The 18446-nt window shown below is 62.7% G+C and carries 23 protein-coding genes; 7 read left to right on the forward strand and 16 right to left on the reverse strand.

The genetic code is table 11. The features are described 5' to 3' along the window. Positions 1 to 117 precede the first annotated feature (117 nt). Positions 118 to 1353 carry an integrase gene (locus tag AC59GX_RS19100; RefSeq protein WP_497302287.1) on the reverse strand — a complete coding sequence of 412 codons (1236 nt, stop codon included), beginning with the start codon at positions 1351 to 1353 and terminating at the stop codon, positions 118 to 120. Between the two features lie 336 nt (positions 1354 to 1689). Here AC59GX_RS19100 and AC59GX_RS19105 point away from each other — a divergent pair, with 336 nt between their 5' ends. Beyond that, the gene (locus tag AC59GX_RS19105; RefSeq protein WP_497302288.1) at positions 1690 to 2595 is read left to right on the forward strand and encodes a hypothetical protein; all 906 of its coding nucleotides are present in this window, start codon (positions 1690 to 1692) and stop codon (positions 2593 to 2595) included. A 69-nt stretch (positions 2596 to 2664) separates the two neighbouring features. Here AC59GX_RS19105 and AC59GX_RS19110 read toward each other — a convergent pair whose 3' ends face one another. The 3 genes from AC59GX_RS19110 to AC59GX_RS19120 form a co-directional block, all read right to left on the reverse strand. Next, the gene (locus tag AC59GX_RS19110) at positions 2665 to 3756 is read right to left on the reverse strand and encodes a hypothetical protein (RefSeq protein ID WP_497302289.1); all 1092 of its coding nucleotides are present in this window, start codon (positions 3754 to 3756) and stop codon (positions 2665 to 2667) included. Continuing rightward, positions 3753 to 5036: a relaxase/mobilization nuclease domain-containing protein gene (locus AC59GX_RS19115; RefSeq protein ID WP_497302330.1), complete on the reverse strand. Its 1284-nt coding sequence runs from the start codon at positions 5034 to 5036 to the stop codon at positions 3753 to 3755. The genes AC59GX_RS19110 and AC59GX_RS19115 overlap by 4 nt, the downstream gene beginning before the upstream one ends. 227 nt (positions 5037 to 5263) lie before the next feature. Continuing rightward, entirely contained in the window at positions 5264 to 5845 is a 582-nt protein-coding gene (locus AC59GX_RS19120; RefSeq protein ID WP_497302332.1) for a hypothetical protein, read from the reverse strand. A gap of 343 nt (positions 5846 to 6188) precedes the next feature. On the opposite strand from AC59GX_RS19120, the gene AC59GX_RS19125 reads away from it, so the two are divergent. Next, complete coding sequence (locus AC59GX_RS19125) at positions 6189 to 6458, forward strand: hypothetical protein (protein ID WP_497302290.1); 270 nt, start codon at positions 6189 to 6191, stop codon at positions 6456 to 6458. An 800-nt stretch (positions 6459 to 7258) separates the two neighbouring features. Here AC59GX_RS19125 and AC59GX_RS19130 read toward each other — a convergent pair. From AC59GX_RS19130 to AC59GX_RS19140, 3 genes are all read right to left on the reverse strand, one after another. Then, positions 7259 to 7606, reverse strand: coding sequence for a hypothetical protein (locus AC59GX_RS19130; RefSeq protein ID WP_497302291.1), 348 nt, complete (start codon positions 7604 to 7606; stop codon positions 7259 to 7261). Continuing rightward, positions 7603 to 8283: an AAA family ATPase gene (locus tag AC59GX_RS19135; protein WP_497302292.1), complete on the reverse strand. Its 681-nt coding sequence runs from the start codon at positions 8281 to 8283 to the stop codon at positions 7603 to 7605. The genes AC59GX_RS19130 and AC59GX_RS19135 overlap by 4 nt, the downstream gene beginning before the upstream one ends. A gap of 405 nt (positions 8284 to 8688) precedes the next feature. Further along, the gene (locus AC59GX_RS19140) at positions 8689 to 8820 is read right to left on the reverse strand and encodes a hypothetical protein (protein ID WP_497302293.1); all 132 of its coding nucleotides are present in this window, start codon (positions 8818 to 8820) and stop codon (positions 8689 to 8691) included. Between the two features lie 431 nt (positions 8821 to 9251). Between AC59GX_RS19140 and AC59GX_RS19145 the strand changes: the two genes are divergently transcribed. Both AC59GX_RS19145 and AC59GX_RS19150 read left to right on the forward strand, forming a co-directional pair. Then, positions 9252 to 9710, forward strand: a complete 459-nt coding sequence (locus tag AC59GX_RS19145; RefSeq protein ID WP_497302294.1) for a hypothetical protein — start codon at positions 9252 to 9254, stop codon at positions 9708 to 9710. Between the two features lie 8 nt (positions 9711 to 9718). Further along, positions 9719 to 9988 carry a DUF4113 domain-containing protein gene (locus AC59GX_RS19150; RefSeq protein WP_497302295.1) on the forward strand — a complete coding sequence of 90 codons (270 nt, stop codon included), beginning with the start codon at positions 9719 to 9721 and terminating at the stop codon, positions 9986 to 9988. Positions 9989 to 10898: 910 nt separating this feature from the next. Here AC59GX_RS19150 and AC59GX_RS19155 read toward each other — a convergent pair. Beyond that, positions 10899 to 11132 carry a hypothetical protein gene (locus tag AC59GX_RS19155; RefSeq protein ID WP_497302296.1) on the reverse strand — a complete coding sequence of 78 codons (234 nt, stop codon included), beginning with the start codon at positions 11130 to 11132 and terminating at the stop codon, positions 10899 to 10901. Between the two features lie 64 nt (positions 11133 to 11196). Between AC59GX_RS19155 and AC59GX_RS19160 the strand changes: the two genes are divergently transcribed. Beyond that, positions 11197 to 11358, forward strand: coding sequence for a hypothetical protein (locus tag AC59GX_RS19160; protein ID WP_497302297.1), 162 nt, complete (start codon positions 11197 to 11199; stop codon positions 11356 to 11358). 630 nt (positions 11359 to 11988) lie between these two features. Then, positions 11989 to 12363: a hypothetical protein gene (locus AC59GX_RS19165; protein ID WP_497302298.1), complete on the forward strand. Its 375-nt coding sequence runs from the start codon at positions 11989 to 11991 to the stop codon at positions 12361 to 12363. Positions 12364 to 12398: 35 nt separating this feature from the next. On the opposite strand, the gene AC59GX_RS19170 is transcribed toward AC59GX_RS19165, so the two are convergent. The 3 genes from AC59GX_RS19170 to AC59GX_RS19180 form a co-directional block, all read right to left on the reverse strand. Next, a complete protein-coding gene (locus AC59GX_RS19170) occupies positions 12399 to 12542 on the reverse strand; it encodes a hypothetical protein (protein WP_497302299.1) in 144 nt (47 codons plus the stop codon). 308 nt (positions 12543 to 12850) lie between these two features. Then, the gene (locus AC59GX_RS19175) at positions 12851 to 13114 is read right to left on the reverse strand and encodes an antitoxin VbhA family protein (RefSeq protein ID WP_497302300.1); all 264 of its coding nucleotides are present in this window, start codon (positions 13112 to 13114) and stop codon (positions 12851 to 12853) included. Beyond that, a complete protein-coding gene (locus AC59GX_RS19180; protein ID WP_497302301.1) occupies positions 13104 to 13496 on the reverse strand; it encodes a DUF3768 domain-containing protein in 393 nt (130 codons plus the stop codon). Before AC59GX_RS19180 ends, AC59GX_RS19175 begins: the two co-directional genes overlap by 11 nt. 245 nt (positions 13497 to 13741) lie before the next feature. Between AC59GX_RS19180 and AC59GX_RS19185 the strand changes: the two genes are divergently transcribed. Further along, positions 13742 to 14068 (forward strand): hypothetical protein, encoded by a 327-nt coding sequence (locus AC59GX_RS19185; protein ID WP_497302302.1) that lies wholly within the window; start codon positions 13742 to 13744, stop codon positions 14066 to 14068. Positions 14069 to 14166: 98 nt separating this feature from the next. Here AC59GX_RS19185 and AC59GX_RS19190 read toward each other — a convergent pair whose 3' ends face one another. The 5 genes from AC59GX_RS19190 to AC59GX_RS19210 all read right to left on the reverse strand — a co-directional run bounded on the left by AC59GX_RS19190 (position 14167) and on the right by AC59GX_RS19210 (position 17937). Further along, positions 14167 to 14475 (reverse strand): hypothetical protein, encoded by a 309-nt coding sequence (locus AC59GX_RS19190; protein WP_497302303.1) that lies wholly within the window; start codon positions 14473 to 14475, stop codon positions 14167 to 14169. Positions 14476 to 15019: 544 nt separating this feature from the next. Continuing rightward, a complete protein-coding gene (locus AC59GX_RS19195; RefSeq protein WP_497302304.1) occupies positions 15020 to 15367 on the reverse strand; it encodes a hypothetical protein in 348 nt (115 codons plus the stop codon). Positions 15368 to 15497: 130 nt separating this feature from the next. After that, entirely contained in the window at positions 15498 to 15905 is a 408-nt protein-coding gene (locus AC59GX_RS19200) for a single-stranded DNA-binding protein (protein WP_497302305.1), read from the reverse strand. A gap of 683 nt (positions 15906 to 16588) precedes the next feature. Then, positions 16589 to 16927 carry a hypothetical protein gene (locus AC59GX_RS19205; RefSeq protein ID WP_497302306.1) on the reverse strand — a complete coding sequence of 113 codons (339 nt, stop codon included), beginning with the start codon at positions 16925 to 16927 and terminating at the stop codon, positions 16589 to 16591. 50 nt (positions 16928 to 16977) lie between these two features. Then, positions 16978 to 17937, reverse strand: a complete 960-nt coding sequence (locus AC59GX_RS19210) for a DUF2493 domain-containing protein (RefSeq protein WP_497302307.1) — start codon at positions 17935 to 17937, stop codon at positions 16978 to 16980. Between the last annotated feature and the right edge of the window lie 509 nt (positions 17938 to 18446).

Below are 18446 nucleotides of genomic sequence, written 5' to 3' on the forward strand. Positions count from 1 at the left end.
CGGAAAAGACTTGAGATTCTGTTCGCAGCATCGGTGAGCTGCGCCGGGCCTGATCCCAGCCGCTGGGCTGGGCCAGACCTTTAGACAGCGTGACCGGACCGCTGGATCCAACAATAATCAGCTCCTGATGCGAGAGAGTACGCGCGCCGCAACATTGCTCCTCGCTGCAAGCTTCCGCCCATAGCGGAGCGCCGTCGACGGCGACGACCAACGCAGCGCCTGGGCAATGCCAACGCCGTCCTCCCCGGCTGCGAACAGATCCTGCGTCAGCCCTACCCGCAGCGAGTGGCTTGATAGCGCCCTAGCAGCCTCCTCAACCTTCGCGATCGACATCTCGACCAGCCCCTGATCGAACGCACTCAGCGCCACCCGCCGATAGATCCCGTTGACGCCCTGCCGGCTCAGCGACGCGGTACCCACGGTGTAGACCGTCCGCGCCGGTTCGGCCTTCTTGCCACGAAGCTTCTCCTGCCAGTGCCGCGTGTGCCCCGGTATCGCCTCGTACGCCATCGGCGGAACTGCGGCGCGTAGACGGCGCCGATCAACCCCCACGCGGCGGAAGACCGGCCCCTCCGTGATGTCGCTCGCGACCAGCCAGGCGCCGACCCGGCGCATCGTGTCCGCGGACAGCCAGCCCCAGGCCCCCTGCCCCTCCTGATCGGTCTTGGACGACGGAATGAACAGGAGCGCCGAACCATCGCTGTGTGGATCAATATGCGCGACAGTGACCGCGACAAGCTCGCTGACGCGCAGTCCAGCGTCATAGCCCAGCGACAGCAGCGCGGCATCACGCAGCCCCTGCAGATCGCCGCCACAGGCGCCGAGCAGCGCCGTCAGCGTAAACCCCTTGGTGTGCGGATCGAGCGAGGCCCCGAAGCGCAACGGGGCCGCCTGACGCTGCGCAGCGCCACGCCGTCGGCGTAGGCCCTTGAGGGCGGCGCGGACCATGACGTGGCTGGTGGGCGCATGCCCCCTCTCCTGCAGCCCTGACAGGCCGTGTGCCGTGGCGAGACTGGCAACCCGCCGGGCGACCGTGGCGGGCTTGGCGCCCCGCGCCTCGAGCATGGCAATGTATCGGACCAGGTTTTCGGGCTCGGCGGGCAGCGGGGCGACACGGATGTCCTCACACCAACGCAGATAGCAGGCCAGGTCCGACGCCAGCGCCGCCTTGCTCGCCGCTGCCATAGCGCCGAGCTGCGCCGCAAAACCGATCTCGCTGACAGGGCCGGCATCAGCGGGCAGCGCAAGGCCCAGCAACCGGGTAACGCGGGCATCGATTGGCTCGACGGTCCCACGCCGCGCTCGGACCGGCAGCCCCTCCCCGTCGGTGCGATGGACGACGATTTCGCTCACGCGGGCCCTGCCCGCCGGTCTGATTTACCCTGCATTCCGCCTGTGTAGCATATCCCAGTAGTTACCATAATGTCCGATTATGGTAAGTGACATTAATTAGCAAATACCGGTGCCTAGTGATTTGCTTATTACTAGGGTACGAGGCTTTTGATGCCTCGGCTTGATCTCACGCACTTTGCCTACGCTTTCGGTCGACTGGCTGGCGCAACCTGCTTTGCGTCCCCCGAAATTCGCAAGGTTGCGGCCCTGGCAACCGTGTCAGACGCATGGCACGCGTATCGGCGCGATGCTGGCGCTGGCGATGTTGGCCCCGCTCACCAGGCTTCCGCTGACAGCATGTCGATCCTCCTGACCGATGACCCGCGTCGTGACGCCGTGCTCTTATGGCTTGCTGATCATGGCGTGCCCGCGATCGCAGCACCCGCCGCCACGCTGGCGCGCATGGTTAATGCGACCCGGCGTTTCGCCTCCAATGAGCTCGCGCTGCTCGATACCGCGCAGATCGCTCTGTTCGCAGCGTCGAAAACCGGCCCACTCGCTATCGCGCTCGGACTCGCCGGGCTTGATGCCGATCATTCTTTGCAGTCGATCGCGCCAGCTGTTGGCGCTGTCGACATACTGTTTGACCATCCCAATTTTGCCGAGCATCAGGGCCATGACGCCATGCTGGACCTGCCGGGTGGACCGCTGCACCGCCATGTCGCAGCACCACCGTCAGGGTGTTGGGCGCTCAACCTGGCGTTGCTGAGCCACAATGCGGGTGTCATGGCTGGGCTTGCAGGTCAGCTTCCGCGGGCCGTCTTCCGCCTCGATTTGACCACCCAGGAGCGCGCCGAGGCCCTCGTCAAGCATTGCGAATACACCGCGCGCGGTGGCTTCGACCGCCTCACGCTCATCAACCGGCGCTGCGTTCGCGGTACCGAGGCGCTTGCCGGCCTATCCCGCAACGCCCGTGCGCGCGAGGCGTGGGCGCTCATCGTGGCAGTTGGCCCGCTGCGGCGGATCCAGCTTGCACGGGCGCTGCGTCTGTCTCGAGCCGGGGCCGATATCCAGGCGCACGCGCTCGCCCGTGCCGGCCTTGTTACCCTTGTAGCTGGCGGTCGTATCCAGCCGACGCAACGACAGCTTATCGTCGAGCAACCCGCTATTCTGGACGATGGGCCGCTGGCCCTTGCTACGGCCGCCCTTGATGCGAGCATGGCTGATATCGATCGGTTGCTGGAACGCTCGACACGCGTTTGATCGTCGCGCGTTTCAATTGGCCGTTCCGCCTTTCGCTACCAGTGGCGGCCTGTCAGCGCAGCAGCGACCCTAACGGTCTTTAATCGGCTCCACCGTGATGGTGGGTTCGTGTTGCGTCGTGGAGCGGCTCTCACCGAGCGATGGCCGTTCGCCGAGTTCGATACGTTTGGCCAGGTCGCGGTGAAGCGCGGTCAGCTCTGGCTGTACGACGTCCCCCGATGTAGGTTCGAGCTTCTCCTCAAGAGCATCGAACAAATCGATCGCGCCCGCCAGTTCGGACTCGGCGTAAAGTTCTATGCTTTCACCCTGACGCCATAGCTCAGCGAGTTCCTGGGATCGCAAGAAGCCACTGCCGGCTGATCGATCCGTCGCCCGGGTCGTCGCCGGCCGTGGTGGCGGTACTGCTCCGCGCTCTTCGATCTTCGCGCGTGAGATGGCGGCGAGGCGATACCGCAGGAGGCGTGATTCTGGGGTGTCCGTTGGTGAAGGGGTCTGCTGCTTTTTCAGAAGCGTGATGAGATCCTCCGCGCCGGTGCCGGCGATTGCCTTTCGCCAGTCGACCAGGGCGCGTTCGTTGGATGTGAGGTCGGCCGGTTGAGCGAGGATGAACCGTTCCATCAAGGGGTCATCTTCCACATCGATCGGTAGCGGGCCGCGTTGCCCCAATACGGCTGCCCGGGTGAAACCGATCAATTCCAGGGTTTTTGCGACCCCTGCCCTGCGGTCCTTCCGGTTGGCACTTGCGGCCACATCCAATCGGCCTGCGATCACCTCGAGGCCAAGGGCGATCTCAGCGATCCCCTTCTCACCGGCGCCAGCGATTTCCTGAGTCCGGATGATGTCCTGGTGCAGCGAGCGTGTCGTCACGCGATCGGTGTCGGACCGCTCGATGAGGTTGTGTAGAACCGGGGCCAGAGCTTTGAGCCACGCATGCGTGTCAGCGTGACCCTCGACCATCTTTGCGAGGATAGCCTCTTGGTACGGCACTACGTCGCAAAGTGGCGCGATGCCGGTGTCGATAACATTGATGCGGCGATGTAGCTGCTCCTGGGACTCTTCGATGCGCGCGTTGCTTCTCGCCAGTGCCGCTACTTCGCCCCGGAGCAGGGACACGGCGTCCATGAGCGCGGCGATCGCGACGGTTGATGCGTCTGAAGTCATCGGCTGGGCCCACCCCTATCCTTTGAACGGTCGCGATCGAGCCGCTCGCGATTTTGCTCCTCGGCCTTCCTCACGATCTCGTCGTGGCGTGACACATCGATCGGCTGACTGGGCTCGCCGATCTTCTCGGTGATCGCTCGGAGACGATCGCTAAGCGTGCCGGCGCGATCTGGATCGTCATCCTTCCCGGCCGGGGCGCGGCTCTTTTCGAGCGGATCTCGAATACGATTTGCCCTGTCCTCGGACTGGGCTGGCGTCGGCATCGTATCGCCGGAACGCGCCTTGGGTTGTACCTCTGGCGCCGCCATTTTCTGATGAAGCGCCTTGAGGATGTCGAGGCCGGTATCGGCGCGCGACACCGAGGCGTCGGGGATACTAACAGGCGGTCGGACAGGTGCAGCGACGATCGGCTCGGCGACCTTCCCTCTCGCCAGGCGCATCGCCCTGACCGAGTTTGGTTCGGGCTCCGGCATCGTGGCGGCGAACCGCTCGAGGCTCCGCGCGACGTGTTGATCGACGGCTGAAGGCGACGTCGAGAGTTCCGCAATCGAGCGTGAGTAGGTAGCGCGAACGGTCGCCTGCCTGCTGGCCAGCATCGCTATAACGGGATCGTCGCGACCCTCCGCGCGAAGTCGTTCAGCACGCGCGATACGGCTCTTGTCGATCTCAGGCACCTGTCCCTTTTCACGCATTTTCACCGCGGCGATCGGCTCGTGCATAGGGTCAATGCCACGCGCCCTGGCGGGCGTGGCGTTTGCCTCGATGCCGCGGGTCCGCAGCTTCTCTGCAAACCGCTGGCGATACCGGAAGAGATCTTCGCGGTTCGGATGGAAGCGTCGGCCATCGTGATCGCGACGCGCGATCGTGAGGTGAACGTGCGGATGGTCGCGGTCGATGTGGAGCGACGCGACCCATGATCGATTGGCAAATTCTTGCCTGGCAAAGTCGAGAGCGGCGTCCTTCAAGCGATCCGGATCGGTGCCAGTGGGCATCGAAAGGATCATGGAAATCGACGTCGCCCCCTTGCGCCGAGCGTCACCATCCATCTCCCAGCCGTGCCATTCTTGGGCGAGCAACTGCATGTCACGCCCGTCGCGCAGCACCTCGCCTTCGCTCGTTTCCAGACCCAGTTCGCTCTCATCGCCGTGGCCCAGGCGGCTGATGTAGGAGAAGTTTGCGAGCACATGACCTCCGCCATGTTGACGCCCGGTGATCCGCACAACGGCCTCTGGCGCGCGACGTGAAGTACGGTCGGCCGTCATCACGGCGCGGGTATTCATGCGGGCCTGCGATCCGCCTCCGAACGCATGTTTTGCCTGCGCGCTCGGGCGCGATCCAGCCGACGATGATGCCGGTTTCGGAAACATCGATGCGACGGCCATGCCGAGGATCGTGCCCCCGGTCTTCGGGCCTTTGGCGCTGCCGCCCCCCGATCCCATGCGGTACTTTTTGGGAGGCGCAAAGACGCCTGCCATCGAATCCATGGTCCCGGAGGATAGCCGAAGACTCACTCGCTCGGTGCCTCATCCTTGCGGGTCCAGTACCCGATTTCACCACCGATTGAGGAGGCCAGCGTGCGCCGGGCCTCAATCAGAATAGTGCGTAACTCGGCGCATGTTTCCATGAAGGAGCCGGCGATACGCGCGATGTCGAGCGAGCTCTCCGGTTGGTTCGCCGCGTTCATTGCGTGGACCGCCTGGTTGATGTTTCGTCCAATCGCGAGGACCTGCTTGCGGACTTTGCCGATCTCCGTTTGCGTTGCCGGTGCGAGACGCAGCAGCGCGGCCCTGTCCCAAAGCTGCCAGCGGATCGTGCGTTTGATCCACTCGTTGCGGGTCAGGCGCATCGGCGCCGCAACGGTGTCGATCGCCTCCATTTCACTCCGGTTTAGCCGGACGGTAACCCGAATGTAATCGTCGGGGTGGCCCCTGCCCTGCACCGGCATGACCGGCACGCTTCGACTTTCTGGTGTGAGCACTGCTTGCGTCAACGCGGCTGTGATCCAGCTACTGCGCGTCTGTCCGGACGCCACGGCGATACGATCGATCTCGGCCGTAAGAACGTCGCTAAGCCGGACCGTAACCTTCATCCTGAAAGCCCCGAGCAGCGGAGACCCGTAAGCCAATGTCGGACATTGGCGCCATGAGGCATATCCTGCCATACCTTAAAGCAATTCCTCACGACCTTTCGGCTCCTCCCTACGCACTACAGCATCTCACGAACGCGGAGCCGGGGCAACTGTGCTGCGTCAGCCCCTCAACTATGACCACCGCATTTCTGTCTGCTGTCGATAAAAGGTCATAAGGTGCACCTACGGCGCGCGCTTTTTTGTCTCTGGTTTTAAGCGGTCGCTGTTCAACCGATCAGCCTAGCAATCCATGCCATCCTCGGACATTATGCGATCGATCCCGCCCCCAACCCGGAGATATCACATGGCGCGTACCTCCCCCAAGGCAGTCGACATCGTAACGATCGAAGCGCGGGAAAAAGCCCTACGTGAGGAACTGGCCGCCCTATCTGAACAGAAAAAGGTCGCCGAACTTGCTGCACGCGATGCCGGCCGTCCAGTCCTGCTTGCTGCTCTCGATCGCGTCAAAATCCCATCGATGGAAAAGACAGACGCTCGCTCCATCGCTACAGCCATCTCAACCCACGGCGCTGCGGCTGTCGCTCAACACCTTGCCACGATTTCTACGTCCTGACTCTCACTGCGCTACAACTTCCCCCGCAAAACGGGCCCGCATCTGCTCCATGAGGCGTGTTGGCGCCCTTCGTAATCTTGAGGTCGCGGCAGATCTTATTTTCGCAAGGCCCACAGACGGGAACGACCGTTGTCAAAACCCTCCAATCCCTCGCCGGACATGTCGAACGATGGCGCTTATCGTATCTCTGGGCGTATCTTTAATTCGAAACGTAAGCCGAGCCCCAACGATTGATAAGTCCGCACCAGAAAGCCCCTGTCGCGCTTCGTGGGATTGCTCACGAACTGAAACTGGAGCTGCTCGGCCCCGTTGAATCGCCATCGCTGGTTGTTGCGCGCCTATCTCACCGCTTCCCCGCTTCTGGCTAGGTCTCAGACCCAACCGGCAGCCGTTCGGTCATATCCACAGTCCGTTGTTCGGGGCATCTTTTCGTTTACCAGGCCAGAGGAAACGCATTGAGGCATCTGTGCGCATCGATCGCGCGCAGCTGATAAACCCGTTGCTTGCGTACCCGGCACTCTTCGCTACCGACCCACGCAAGTCTCCCCGTTCGTTGCGACGGTTTGAGTCTCGTCATTCCTCTACCTTAATGGGCAGCGATCGGACGCGGGGCCCGCCCTGTTATCAGTGCGGCGACGCCTGCTTATGTGCGTCGACCAGCTCCTCTATGTCCTGCGCCAGCGATCGTCCCCGACTCGTTTTCGTTCAGCTATTGCCGAGCGGTCCCGTTGGCCGTTTGCGGTTCACTGAACCTGTTTGGGCCCGTCGCTCGGGTATCATCGTCGCGCGCCGTCGCGTCTCTACTCGTCGCCCAGGGCAGCCAGGCGCTCCTCTTCCTTCTCAGCAAAGTCGAGAAGCCGGGTCATCGCGTCACCCTTCGAGAGACGCTGCCGGTACGCGAAATCCTCGAACCTTTGTCTATCCTCGGGGCGTGCACGAACATGGATCGCGTCAGTAAATGTCGCCTGTCTGGGCTTCGGCGTAGGCCGGGCGGGCGCTGATGGCGTCGCCTTCTCTGAACGAAAGCCAAGCCCCTCCCCGCCCGCCTTCGCGGCCACGATTTGCTCGGGCGTCGGGACTGGAATGTCATCATCAGCCGCGAAGCTGGCGATGGATCGGCGTGAACCCGGTGCGGCCTTATCGATCATGCGGTAGCCCCTTCCTCGAGCAGCGCCAGAACATCATCGCGAAAAGCGGCTGCGTTAATTCGTGCGCTATCTAGCGAACCCACGTCCGCGTTTGTCATCTCAGCAAGCGTACCGCCTATGCTGAAAAGACCGCGGAATGCACCGCGTTCCGCGAGTGCAGTTGGAATCATAGGGATGCCGGCTTTTTGCAGGTTCGCGACAACTGCTTTCAGGTCGCGCGTCCAAAGCCGAAGCGAAGCAGGCGTCCTCGTAAGGACCGCTGCGAACGGCAACGAACGCTCGCGGGCAGTCCCGGCGTTGCGGACCACCTTAAACGCCCGCGCTGCCTCCACGGCGTCTAATTCCGATCCCTGGATGGGAATGAGCGCAAGATTGGACATCAGGAGCGCACTGGTCGCGCGTGCGCTTGCCTTTCCCTCCAGATCGACGATCACGAAGTCCGCCCGCTTCCGAGCTGCGTCGATTGTGCCGATTATCTCGTCTTCATCGATCTCCGGCAAGACCTCGATAGTGTCGGGCTTCCCATCCTTCTTCGCCCATCGGGCAAGCGGAAAATTCGGGTCGGCATCGATCATGACGACGCTCGATCCCTGCGCGGCGATCTCTGTCGCTAGGATCAGGGCTGTTGTCGTTTTCCCGACACCGCCCTTTGGCGATAGCATGGTGATTACGGGCATAATGGCTCCGATGGTTTGCGCTGACGACAGCCGCACATGTGTATGTTGTTTCGCACGTTACACACGTCCCGCACGTCTGACAAATCTTACGTGTGCCGCGCGTGACACGCGTAGCGCATGTTCACGTGTCTTACATGTTTCACACCTTGTACAGATCCGGGTCTGCGGCGTGTTACACGCGTAGCGCATGTTAACATGTCTTACATGCCTCACACGTCCCGCACGTCCCGCACGTTGTACAAAAGTCGCATCTGGCGCGTGTTACCTGCGTAACACATGCTCACATGTTTCACATGTCTGATATGTCTCGCAAGGCCAGCACGTGCCGCACGTGCCGCACGTGCCGCACGTGCCGCACGTTTTACAAAGGTCGAGTCTGTCGCATGTTGCACGCGTATCGCATGTTCACATATCGCGCGTGTCCCGCGGGTTCTGCATGTCCCACATGTCCCGCATGTCCTTCATGTCCTGCATGTCCTGCATGTCCTGCATGTCCGACATGTCCGAGATGTCCGACATGTCCGGCATATCCGACATGTCCCACACGTGCCGCACTTTGTACAAAAGCCACCTGTGGCGCGTGTCACGCGTAGCGCTTGCTCACATGTCACACACGTCCCGCACGTTATACAAGGCTGCGTCCGCCGCGTGTTACATGCGTAGCGCATGTTCACATTGCGCACATCCCATACGCCTTCCAAGTGCCGGGCAGCCGCAGGTTGCACATGTGGCGCACGCTCACGTGCTGTACTCGTTCCGCGTCGTGAGCATGATCACATGGGCGCATGTACATTTGTGAACATGCTCATCCTGTGAGCATGTTCACAGGTATGTCGCTGGAGTCTTGTTACTCTCTAGGCGCCGGTAGATTGCTTGCCGGCTGACCCCGATAAAACCGCGATAACGTTAACCCGGGCAGGGGGGCGGCTGCCAGATATTCCTTGGCTTTCGCCCACTGTGCATCGTCGATGCTCGATGGCCGCCCGAACCGCGTGCCCGCGCGCTGCGCGGCAGCGATAGGGTCGGCGCTGGCTGCGCGACTGCATCCGTTCGGGATCTGCACGACGGCCGATCTGGTGGCGATGGCACCGGCGTCGGCGCGTGATGTGGAGACCGTCGTTCTCGAGCGCCTGGTGCGCGAGTTGAACGGCGTCGAGTGCGACGGCTTCAAGCCGGAGCCGGAAGCCAGCAAGGCGACGGCGGTGACGCGCCAGTTTGGCGTGCCGGTGACGGAACTCGACGAGCTTTGCGAGGCGATGGTGCGGCGCGCGGCCGAGAAGATCCGTCACCAAGGGCTGGTAAGCGACGTCGCTGATCGTGTTTGCGCACGGGCGCTACCGCCCAATCCGCCCTCGGCGAGCAGCCAGACCCGGATGTGCCGCCCAGTAACGATCAGCGCATCATCGCTGGCCTCGCGGCCAAGATGATGGAGGCGATGTATCAGCCTGGGGGCGTCTATACGAAGTGCGGCATTCTACTCGAGGAGCTGCTGGTGCGAGGCGCGGGGCAGGGCGACTTCTTTGCCGTCCAGGATCCGCGCGCGCCCGGGCTGCTGGCCGCTATGGATGGGCTCAACGATCGGTTCGGGCGTGGAACCGTCGGGAACGCCGCGCAGGGGTTCGGCGCGCGCGCGTTCGATACGAAGCGGGGCCAGAAAAGCCCGGCATGGACGACACGCTTGGCGGAGATCCCAGTCGCCCGCTAGGTCGGAGCAGAGCGAGACCAAAAAGGGAGAGGTCGGAGCCCTCCCTTTGCTTCAGTGGATCATCTTGGGGTTGCGAGGATCCGTTATGATTACTGCTGAACCATCTACGTCTTGGGTCGAGCAGTATGCCGCGGAGGCGGCATCTGCCTACTTTCTTACCCGCGCAGACGTCATGGTTGCCGGCCGAAGCGTCGTCTTCGTCGAGGCGAGGCGCGCCATGTGGAAGCGTTTCGCCGACGATAGCTCCAGCACCAGTTCGATAGTGCGTGCAGTCGGGCGCCATCATACTACTGTGATGCACGCTCTGAAAACGACCCGCTAAGCCAAACAGGTCCCGACGAGCCGGTATATTCTTTCCAAGTTGAAGCTTTTCCCGTCGACGGCCGTTTACGCGCACACTGGCGGGGCTCATCTCCGCTTTTGCCGGTCGGACCGCATCGCGCTCATCACGTTTGAGGCGGGTCGTTACCGCTTGCGGCGTAAGATATTGCACGGCATCAGTATCAAGCCGAGATCGTCCTCCGACCTTGGTCGGCCCGTCTCGCGTCGTCACTCACGTTAGAGACGGGCCGTTACGAAGAAACCGGCTCAAAGTTTCCGCGTTGTCCGAATCCAAGTAGCTTCGGAAACTGTTGGCCGGCTCGCTCTTGGCTGACCCTGGGGGCGAGCCGTTACATTTTGCACTCCTGGGCCCTTGTTCGACAAACGCTCGAAGCCGAGGGTTCTCGAAGGTCAGAGGCAGACGACGCTCACGCACCAACCGGACTGACGTCGCTGCCGGACTGCGAAGCTGATGTTGACCGTACTGAACCGTCAGGAAATTAAGTTAGATAGGGCCGAACCGAGTGCTATTAACCTGACGGACTTGGATTCGGAGAAGGTGATGCCGTGGTTACAGATGGCCTTAGCCTTAGCGTTCGCTGCCCTTGCGGCGATCGGGTTCCTCCTGATTGGATCGCGACGTCAGCAGCATATGCGGGCCCTCAGAAGCAACAACCGGCGGGTTGAGGAAGCCCAGATAGTGCGAGAGTGGGAAGAACTGCAGCAACGCCTGCGTGACCGATCCATGGAGCAAAAGGCCGTCGATAACCGGAATGCCCCTTACTAGGTGCGGACCCGTTTGCTTGCCGGTCGTGTGGTACATTGGACAGTAGGCCATGATCGAAATGCGTCATGCCCTGTAGAGGTTCGCCCTCTATCGGGGCGCCATGACTAAAACCCCCGACCAGATGCGAACTCAGCCACGAGAGTACCGTGAACTGCACGCTCACTTATCGGGTCCGGTTCTGAGTGATGCGATCGAGGAGGTCGCGCTCGCGCTCGAGCGAGCTGCCGATGAGCTTGAGGTCGAACTGGCTGGCACTGCCTAACTAGGCCAAGTTGGATGGGCCGGAGATTGGAGCCTGATCGAGCGCGCGATGCCGTTGCAGCCGGGCTGATGCGCAAGCTGCCAGGAGCTGATCGGAAAGGATGAACGCAGCCTCTATACCGATCGTCGCTACGACGCCCGGCGCCTCGACAAGTACCATTCCCTGGTTCGCCAAGATATTGAACGCATGGTGACGCAGTGGTTCTGTTTTCACCTTCTCCGTGACGGTGGAACGGCCTTCCAGAATGCTGGCTCGCTCGGTTTAACCCGCGTTAACATGATTGGCTGCTGCTTCCCTAATGTGCGGGACTCGCGGGTGATGCATGAGGTTGCATTAATTGGACAGCTAACCTAACCCATTGACACATGCCGTTAGCCCCCTTCCGGCATCGTACTCCGGGGCGGCTTTGGCCGCCCTTTTTTGTGCGATACTCTTCAGGCCTGGTAACGACCCGCCCCTAGCTCATTCCGAGGACGGGCCGACCAGCGCACATTGGGGGTTACACCGGCCATATATTATACAGCGAGAACAGCAGAGCGCGGAACGATCATTGGCGAACCCAACTTCGAAGAAAGCTTACTCCTTGATATCGAGAGGGGGCTCTTACAGCGTCATGATCGAAGCTCTGCGTTGAGTAATCTGGCGGATCCGTTGGGAGTCATCGAGGAGAGCGTAAGGCTGAGCGGTGAGGCAGCAGCAAAGGTCGTCGCGACCTCTGCCGAGATCATCGAGGATGTTGGTGAAATCTCGCGTCAGGACATGCTTTTCGTGGAAAAGCTGGTCGCTTCGGCCCGGACGTTTCAGCAGGGGCACCAGGCCAAGGTCGACGTGGCAAAGCTACCGCTGCATCGCCGCGCATCTCCAGCGCAGCGTCTCGTTCTTGGGATCGCCACAGTGATTGGGGGTGTTCTTCACCGCCTATCTGATCGGGCTCATGCAGGGATTTTTAGAGGGCTGCGCGCGGCACCCGGGATGCGTTGGCGCATCGGTCTGCGTGAGACATGACGAGAGCGGGGCGGCAGCGCCGCCCCGTCTTGCGCTCACTCTTCCCAGAGCGGCTTGAGCTTGCGGGTCCGTTTGTGAGCGGGCCGGGGTGCCGCGGGCATCCCGTGTATCGCGATCTCCGCTTGGATGCTGGCCAGCTCCGCGAGCCATGTCTGGGTGCGTGCGGTTTGAATGTTCATCTGATCCTCCTTCTGTTCGCTTGAGACAGAGGCGGGCTGACGATCGGGCGGGGTCGGGGTCACAGGACCGCGAAGCGGCCGCGAAGCGGGGCGTGGGGGTGCCGATTTTGTCGTGGTCGTAGTGAAGCGCAGCGAAAACGCAGGCCGCGTCAAAATTGGGGGCACCGCGCATCCTTGACGCCGGCCCCGCCCGGTCGTCACGATGAAGGAGCGTCGACGACAGAGCCTTTCCGACGTTGGTGGGGCAGGGGAGGCCGCCACACAGCGCACTTCTTTCTGCCTGCGCACCATCACGGCACCTGGACGCCCTAAGATGCCAGGATCGCGCCGGTCAGCGCGTCGCTGTCGATTTCACGGGTGATGTAGCGGGCATTGAGCTGCTCGATCTCGTCGGAGAGGGTGCCGCCTTCGTGACGGACGTTGCCGCGTGCGAAGTCCACTTCATGGTGACGACGGGTGCGCTCGATTGCGCTGATCTGGTTGATCGTTTCGACGATCGTGCTGCGATCCTGTCGGGAGATGGGGAAAAGCCCCGACGGCTGGGCGTCGGGGCGGTCTGCGTCATCGTTCATCGACACGCATGATGGTGAGGACGCGCGTGGTCAGACAAGGATCGGCAGGATCCTCCGAACCCCCGGTGAGGTCGATATCGTAGTAATCGATCTTCCAGTAGCAGGCGGTCCCCTCGAACTCGAACCGGCCCATGTCGCGCTCGCCGTGCGGATTGATGGCGTCATCGAACCGGTCGTAGTCGCGCACGGTGCGGATCAGCTCGGCCCGCTTGCGAAAACCACGCAAGAGGCTGACGTCGCCGATCAGGTCGGCGATCCCGCTCGTCATCACGATGCGGTTCTTGCCTGGGGCGATGATATTTTCGCGGAGCCAGTCGTTAAGCCGCGCGATCTCGGTCGGCTCGCCCTTCCGGCGCTCGGATGTGGAGGTCTGGTCGGCCATTTCGGTCTCCTTGTCTGACCCCGCCAATCGGGGCCTTCGACAGGCGACAGGACCGCCGAGGCATAGCTGGCTCGCGCACCCGCAGGGTCGAAACGCCGTGGAGAAGTCCGCTTGCGGACTTGCGCGTGAGAGCGCCTCGGCGAGGACGTGGGAGCCCGAAAGGCCCCTCGGGTGGCGGCGAGTGAGAGACCGGCCGATCCCAAACCGGTGGACGATGCCGGGCCGGGTGGATTATCGTCGCAGCCATGGAAACGTCTGCCGACATCGTCGCTCTCTGGCCTCGCTGGATGGAGAACGTCGGCACGATGCTGCGGATGAAGGCGCTGGTTCGTTCGCGCTGCTGCCAATGCGGGACGTTGATGCGCGTCGAGATGGAAGATGTCGTTGCCCGCCACGGCGCGAACTATTCGCTGGTCGACAAGCTCGAGCGCTGCCGGATGGTCGAGTGCTACGGCTCGACCTTCTATCTGGTGTCACGGACCTATGGCGGACAGTGGACGACTCTGCTGCGCGAACCCAGGCTGCTCAACGCATTCGAGGAGCTGCCGCCCGTCAGGACGGCGTGGAGTTGATCATCGGCAACATGACGCGATGAGCAAAAACAGGGGCCGAAGCTCCCTTTTATCAGTGCCTCGGGATCAACACTAGCGTTCCGTTTCCCGCACCCAGGTCATAGTACCGCGACACGGATGAGCAACTCGCCCACAGGCGCCGCATCTGCGCGAAGCGCGGGGGACGAGACGGGCTCGATGCCCCGCTTGGCCTCGATCTTTTGCGCTGGGAAGCGCGGGGGCCTTTCGGCCCCCATCTGGTCAGGCAAAGGGGTCGTATTCGTTGACGACGACGACCGAGCTGTCGTGATCTCGGGCGGTGATGATGACACGTATTGTGTGCCGATGGTGATGACCATGGTTGCCACCATCAGGGTCTTGGCGAGGCTCATGGCGTTTTTGCGGGCGATCCAGATATCGTTGAACATGTGCGAGGCTCTTGTGAAGCCGGCGGGGTTCATCCCCGCTCGACAGGCGCCCGACAGGGATGGGGAGGGGCCGCGATCACTTTTTTCCGCTCGCGCAAAAAAGCCGTAGCGAAGCGCCCGGACCCCTTGCGGGTTGATCGTATAAGGCCCCGAGCCGTCCCAAGGATTGCGCCTCAAGGAGCGGGGTGAAGCTCGCTGGCCGGAGCGTCGTGCTCAGCGCTGGGTCGCCGGTGACGTCCCCCTCGGTAAGGATGGTGCTCGCCTGCCTCGTGTCCGCACTCTGCCCCCCCCTCCGATCCATGGGAGAGTTCGCGGGCCTGCAGAGACGGCCTGGCCGGGCCAGATGGGAAAGATGTTGCCGCTTTTCGGGAAAGGATTTCCTGCGCGCGTGCGCGCTCGTCAGGTGATCGTCACCCGAATAGGCCGAGACCCGGAGGGACTCGGCGGAGCGCAAGCGGAATAGAGCGACGGTCCCGGCACAGCCGGGAGACGCCGCCCTCTCAAGCAGGCTTCCTCAGGTTGCCGCTAAGTTGAGGTCTCCACGTCACTGGTGATAGTCGCTTCGCTTCTCGGCTCGGTTCGTCTGATGTGGGCCCTGATTGATTGGCGACGTGTCGTTGGGGTCGCGCGGCACAAAGCTGTATGTGTCACCGACCAGCTTCCCGCCCTCGATCTTGTAGCTTCCCGTCAGCGACATGCCCGACAGGATTACCGTGTCGCCGCTAACCTCGTAGTTGCCGCTGGCGCCGCTGGAGAGGGAGAACGTCTTGTCACCAAAGGTGGCGACTACGCCGGGGACTGGCGCGTTGACCAAGTTGTAGGTGCCCTTCACGGACTTCCCGCAAGCGGTGAGCGCCATTGCACCTGCCAGAACCAGCCACAGTCGTCTCATGCTCATCTCCCCTTGGCAGGCCCGCGGCACGGCGAGCTGCGCAGCAGCATGCTACGCGGGGAGGGGATGCGGCAAGGCTGAACATGGGAAGAGGCCCGGAGCCTGAGCTCCGGGCCGTACTTACCCTTGGTCAGAAGGGGACGTCGTCATCCAGATCGTTCTGGTCCTGCGTGTTGCCTTGGCTCTGGCGACCCCGACTGAGGAAGGTCACTTCGTCGGCGATGATCTCGACGCCGTAGCGCTCGATGTTCTCGCTGTCCGTCCAGCGGGTGTAGTGGATGCGGCCCCGGACCATGACCTTCTGGCCCTTGTCGACATACTGGGCGACGGTCTTGCCGACGCCGTTGAAGCAGGTGATGCGGTGCCATTCGGTGTCTTCGACCCGGCGACCATCGGCGTCCTTGAGGATCTTGCCCTCGCTGTCGCGCTTTGGGCGCGAGGTGGCGAGGCTGAACTGGGTGATCTTGGTGCCGCCCTGGGTGGTGCGCACTTCGGGAGCGGCGCCGACGTTGCCGGCGAGGATGACGAGATTCTGCATTTCGAGGTTCCTTCTTTTGCTTAGCCGAAGGGTCCGTCCCCTCGACTGAACACCAAAAAAGACGGCCAGGACGCCCTCTCCACCGAAGCTGCGAAGACGCGGAGGGGAACCCCGATCCGAGGGGTGGTGCGGGCAGCCGCGTAAGCGGCAACTCGGCCCGAAGGATCGCGGGTTGGGGAGGGTGGACGGCCGGATTAGGTCGTTCAGGAAAGAGAGGGGATGGACCTCCGGCGGGCAACGGACAGAGAACCGTATGCAGGACCAGCTTGTCGCATCGATCTGCCGGCAACGTCGGTGTCTCGTTCCGTCACCACAGGCGGCGCGTTACCCTGACTGCCGTCGCCTTGCGCCGATCGTACACGGGCAAACCTCTGGGATGACGGTCGCGGCGTGGACCTTGGCACTGCCGTCCTGCCCAGGCGCGCGCGCCGTCCCCTGTCGACATGGCACTATGGCGGTCCGACGCGTTCCACCCCGCTACGCGGTCGAGACAAAAGCCCCGCTGTCGTGATGCCGATCGAGGCTTTCAACCGGGGTGCGAGCAAGGCTTGCGCGGCCCATCGTAACAGCGTGAGGACCATGCCCATCAACAAAAGCAGACGGTCGGGGCAGGCTCCGGGCCTCGCCCTACGGAACCGCTCTGCCTCATATATTGGGGGCGCGGCAGCGCCCGGTTCACGCGATCACAGCGCGCCGGCGCTCGCGTGCGGCGCGAGTGCCGCGACTATGGCGAGGTCGCGATGCGTCTGGATAAGATGCGCAAGCCTATCATCCGGCAAGAGCCGGCGATCGAGCGCCGGGCCTTTGGTCCGCGGCGGGGTTCGACCAAGGTCGAGCAGCGGTTTTCGGTTGGTTGCCTCGACGATCAACGTGCCGAGTTCGGCGGGCGTCCAGACCCTCTCGAGGCCGTGGAGATCCGCGCCGGGATAAGCGCCAGCAATGCGCAGCCGTCTGGAATGGGTTGGGGCGGGGTACCGGGTTACGCCAGCGGTGTTGTGGGTGAGAATGATCTTTTGCGGCAAAGCCGCAAGAGGCGAGGCCGCTGGCGCAAAGCCAGCGGCCTCGCCGAAGCTCAGGCGACTCTGCGGTCGCGCTGAGCGTTCTGTGCAGCGGGAGGAGTTCCGAACGGGCCGCGACGATCGACCACGCGTATGCCGGCCTTGTTCGCGTCGATGACCAGACGCTCGGTCACGCCGTTACCCTGAAAGGCGATGACGTAGCGGGGCTTCAGCGAGAGCATCTGCTCGTTGCGACGGAAGCCGGCGCGATCGCCGAGCTTGCGATCGAGACCGAAGCGGACTTGCTGGATACCGTTCTGTTCGGCCCACGACGCTGCGATGCGCTCGATCCCCTTCATGTCGCCGCCATGGACGAGATACATGTCACCGACGCGCTCCCGAACCGCACCTAGGGTACGCAGCAGATTGTCGCCAAACGCCTTCATGTCCTCGTCGGTGCGGAAGGTAAGCCGTCCCCCGGCAAACACTACGGGCGTGCCCTGTGCCGTGTTGGCGTCGCGGACCCGCTCGCGGCGAGCCTGAAGGAAGGCGCGTCCGTCAACGATTGCCGACGTAACCCCGAGCGAAATGCGGTTGCCGGTCGACGGGATCCAGGAACGGCCGGTCTCGCGGATATAGTGTGCCGCTGCGGTGTCGCGCATGTGTTCGTCGCAGGTGGCAGCTTCCTCGATCTTCTTGGCAAGGTCGATCTTGTCTTCGAGGTTGGCGGTGTTGATCTCCGAACCGTCCTGCTCGGCCAGGAGGAGCCTGATCTCGTCGGTGAGACGGTCGATCGTCGCGCGCTTCTTGGCCGCGGCCCGGTGGAAGAGGTTGACCAGGCCCCAGCCCATTTCCTCGATGTCGCGCTCGAGCGAGGTGTTCTGGAGGGTTGCGATCAGGTCGCTCCAGATGGCGGTGGTGGTCTGCTCCAGTGCTTCGGTCGAGGGCGGGCACATGCCCGAAACGTCTTCAGTGCGGGGTTCGAGGTGTCCAAGCTCCAGAGCGGAGAGTGCGGCAGCGAGGGAAGTGGTCATGGGGTCAAGCACTTCATCTGATTGAGGCCGGCGGCCTATCCGCTGGATGCGCACCTCCTGGGCGGCCGAACAAGAGGCGCCCGCACCGCAAGCGAAGCGTAAGGGAAACCGCAAAAACCGGGGTGGAGCGGGCAGCCGTGGCACACGGCAACTCGGCCCGGATTTTGCGGTTGCGGGTTCTCGCGGCCGCCCATGTGCCGCATCTCTCTGGCGGAAGGCTACGGCAAGTCAGGTGGCGTCGGGCGCAGACGTGACCACGCTTGCTGCTAAGGTTGAAGTGGGCCTTGACCCGAACGTCGCGATGTCGTCGAGAAGTGCCTGAACCGTCGCACACAAGCGGACAATCGCCACCGGGGTGATCCGTGGGCCTGCTCAGTAAAAGACAGCTTTAGTACACGGCCGAACAGTGCGCCCGGATAACCCTGACTGTCATAAAAGGTCAGCATAACTGACACGGTTATGTCGTGTCGATATCATAGGCGAGGCGCTCGAGACCGCAGATGGGGTCT

This window comes from Sphingomonas sp. 320_CC (assembly GCF_059691795.1).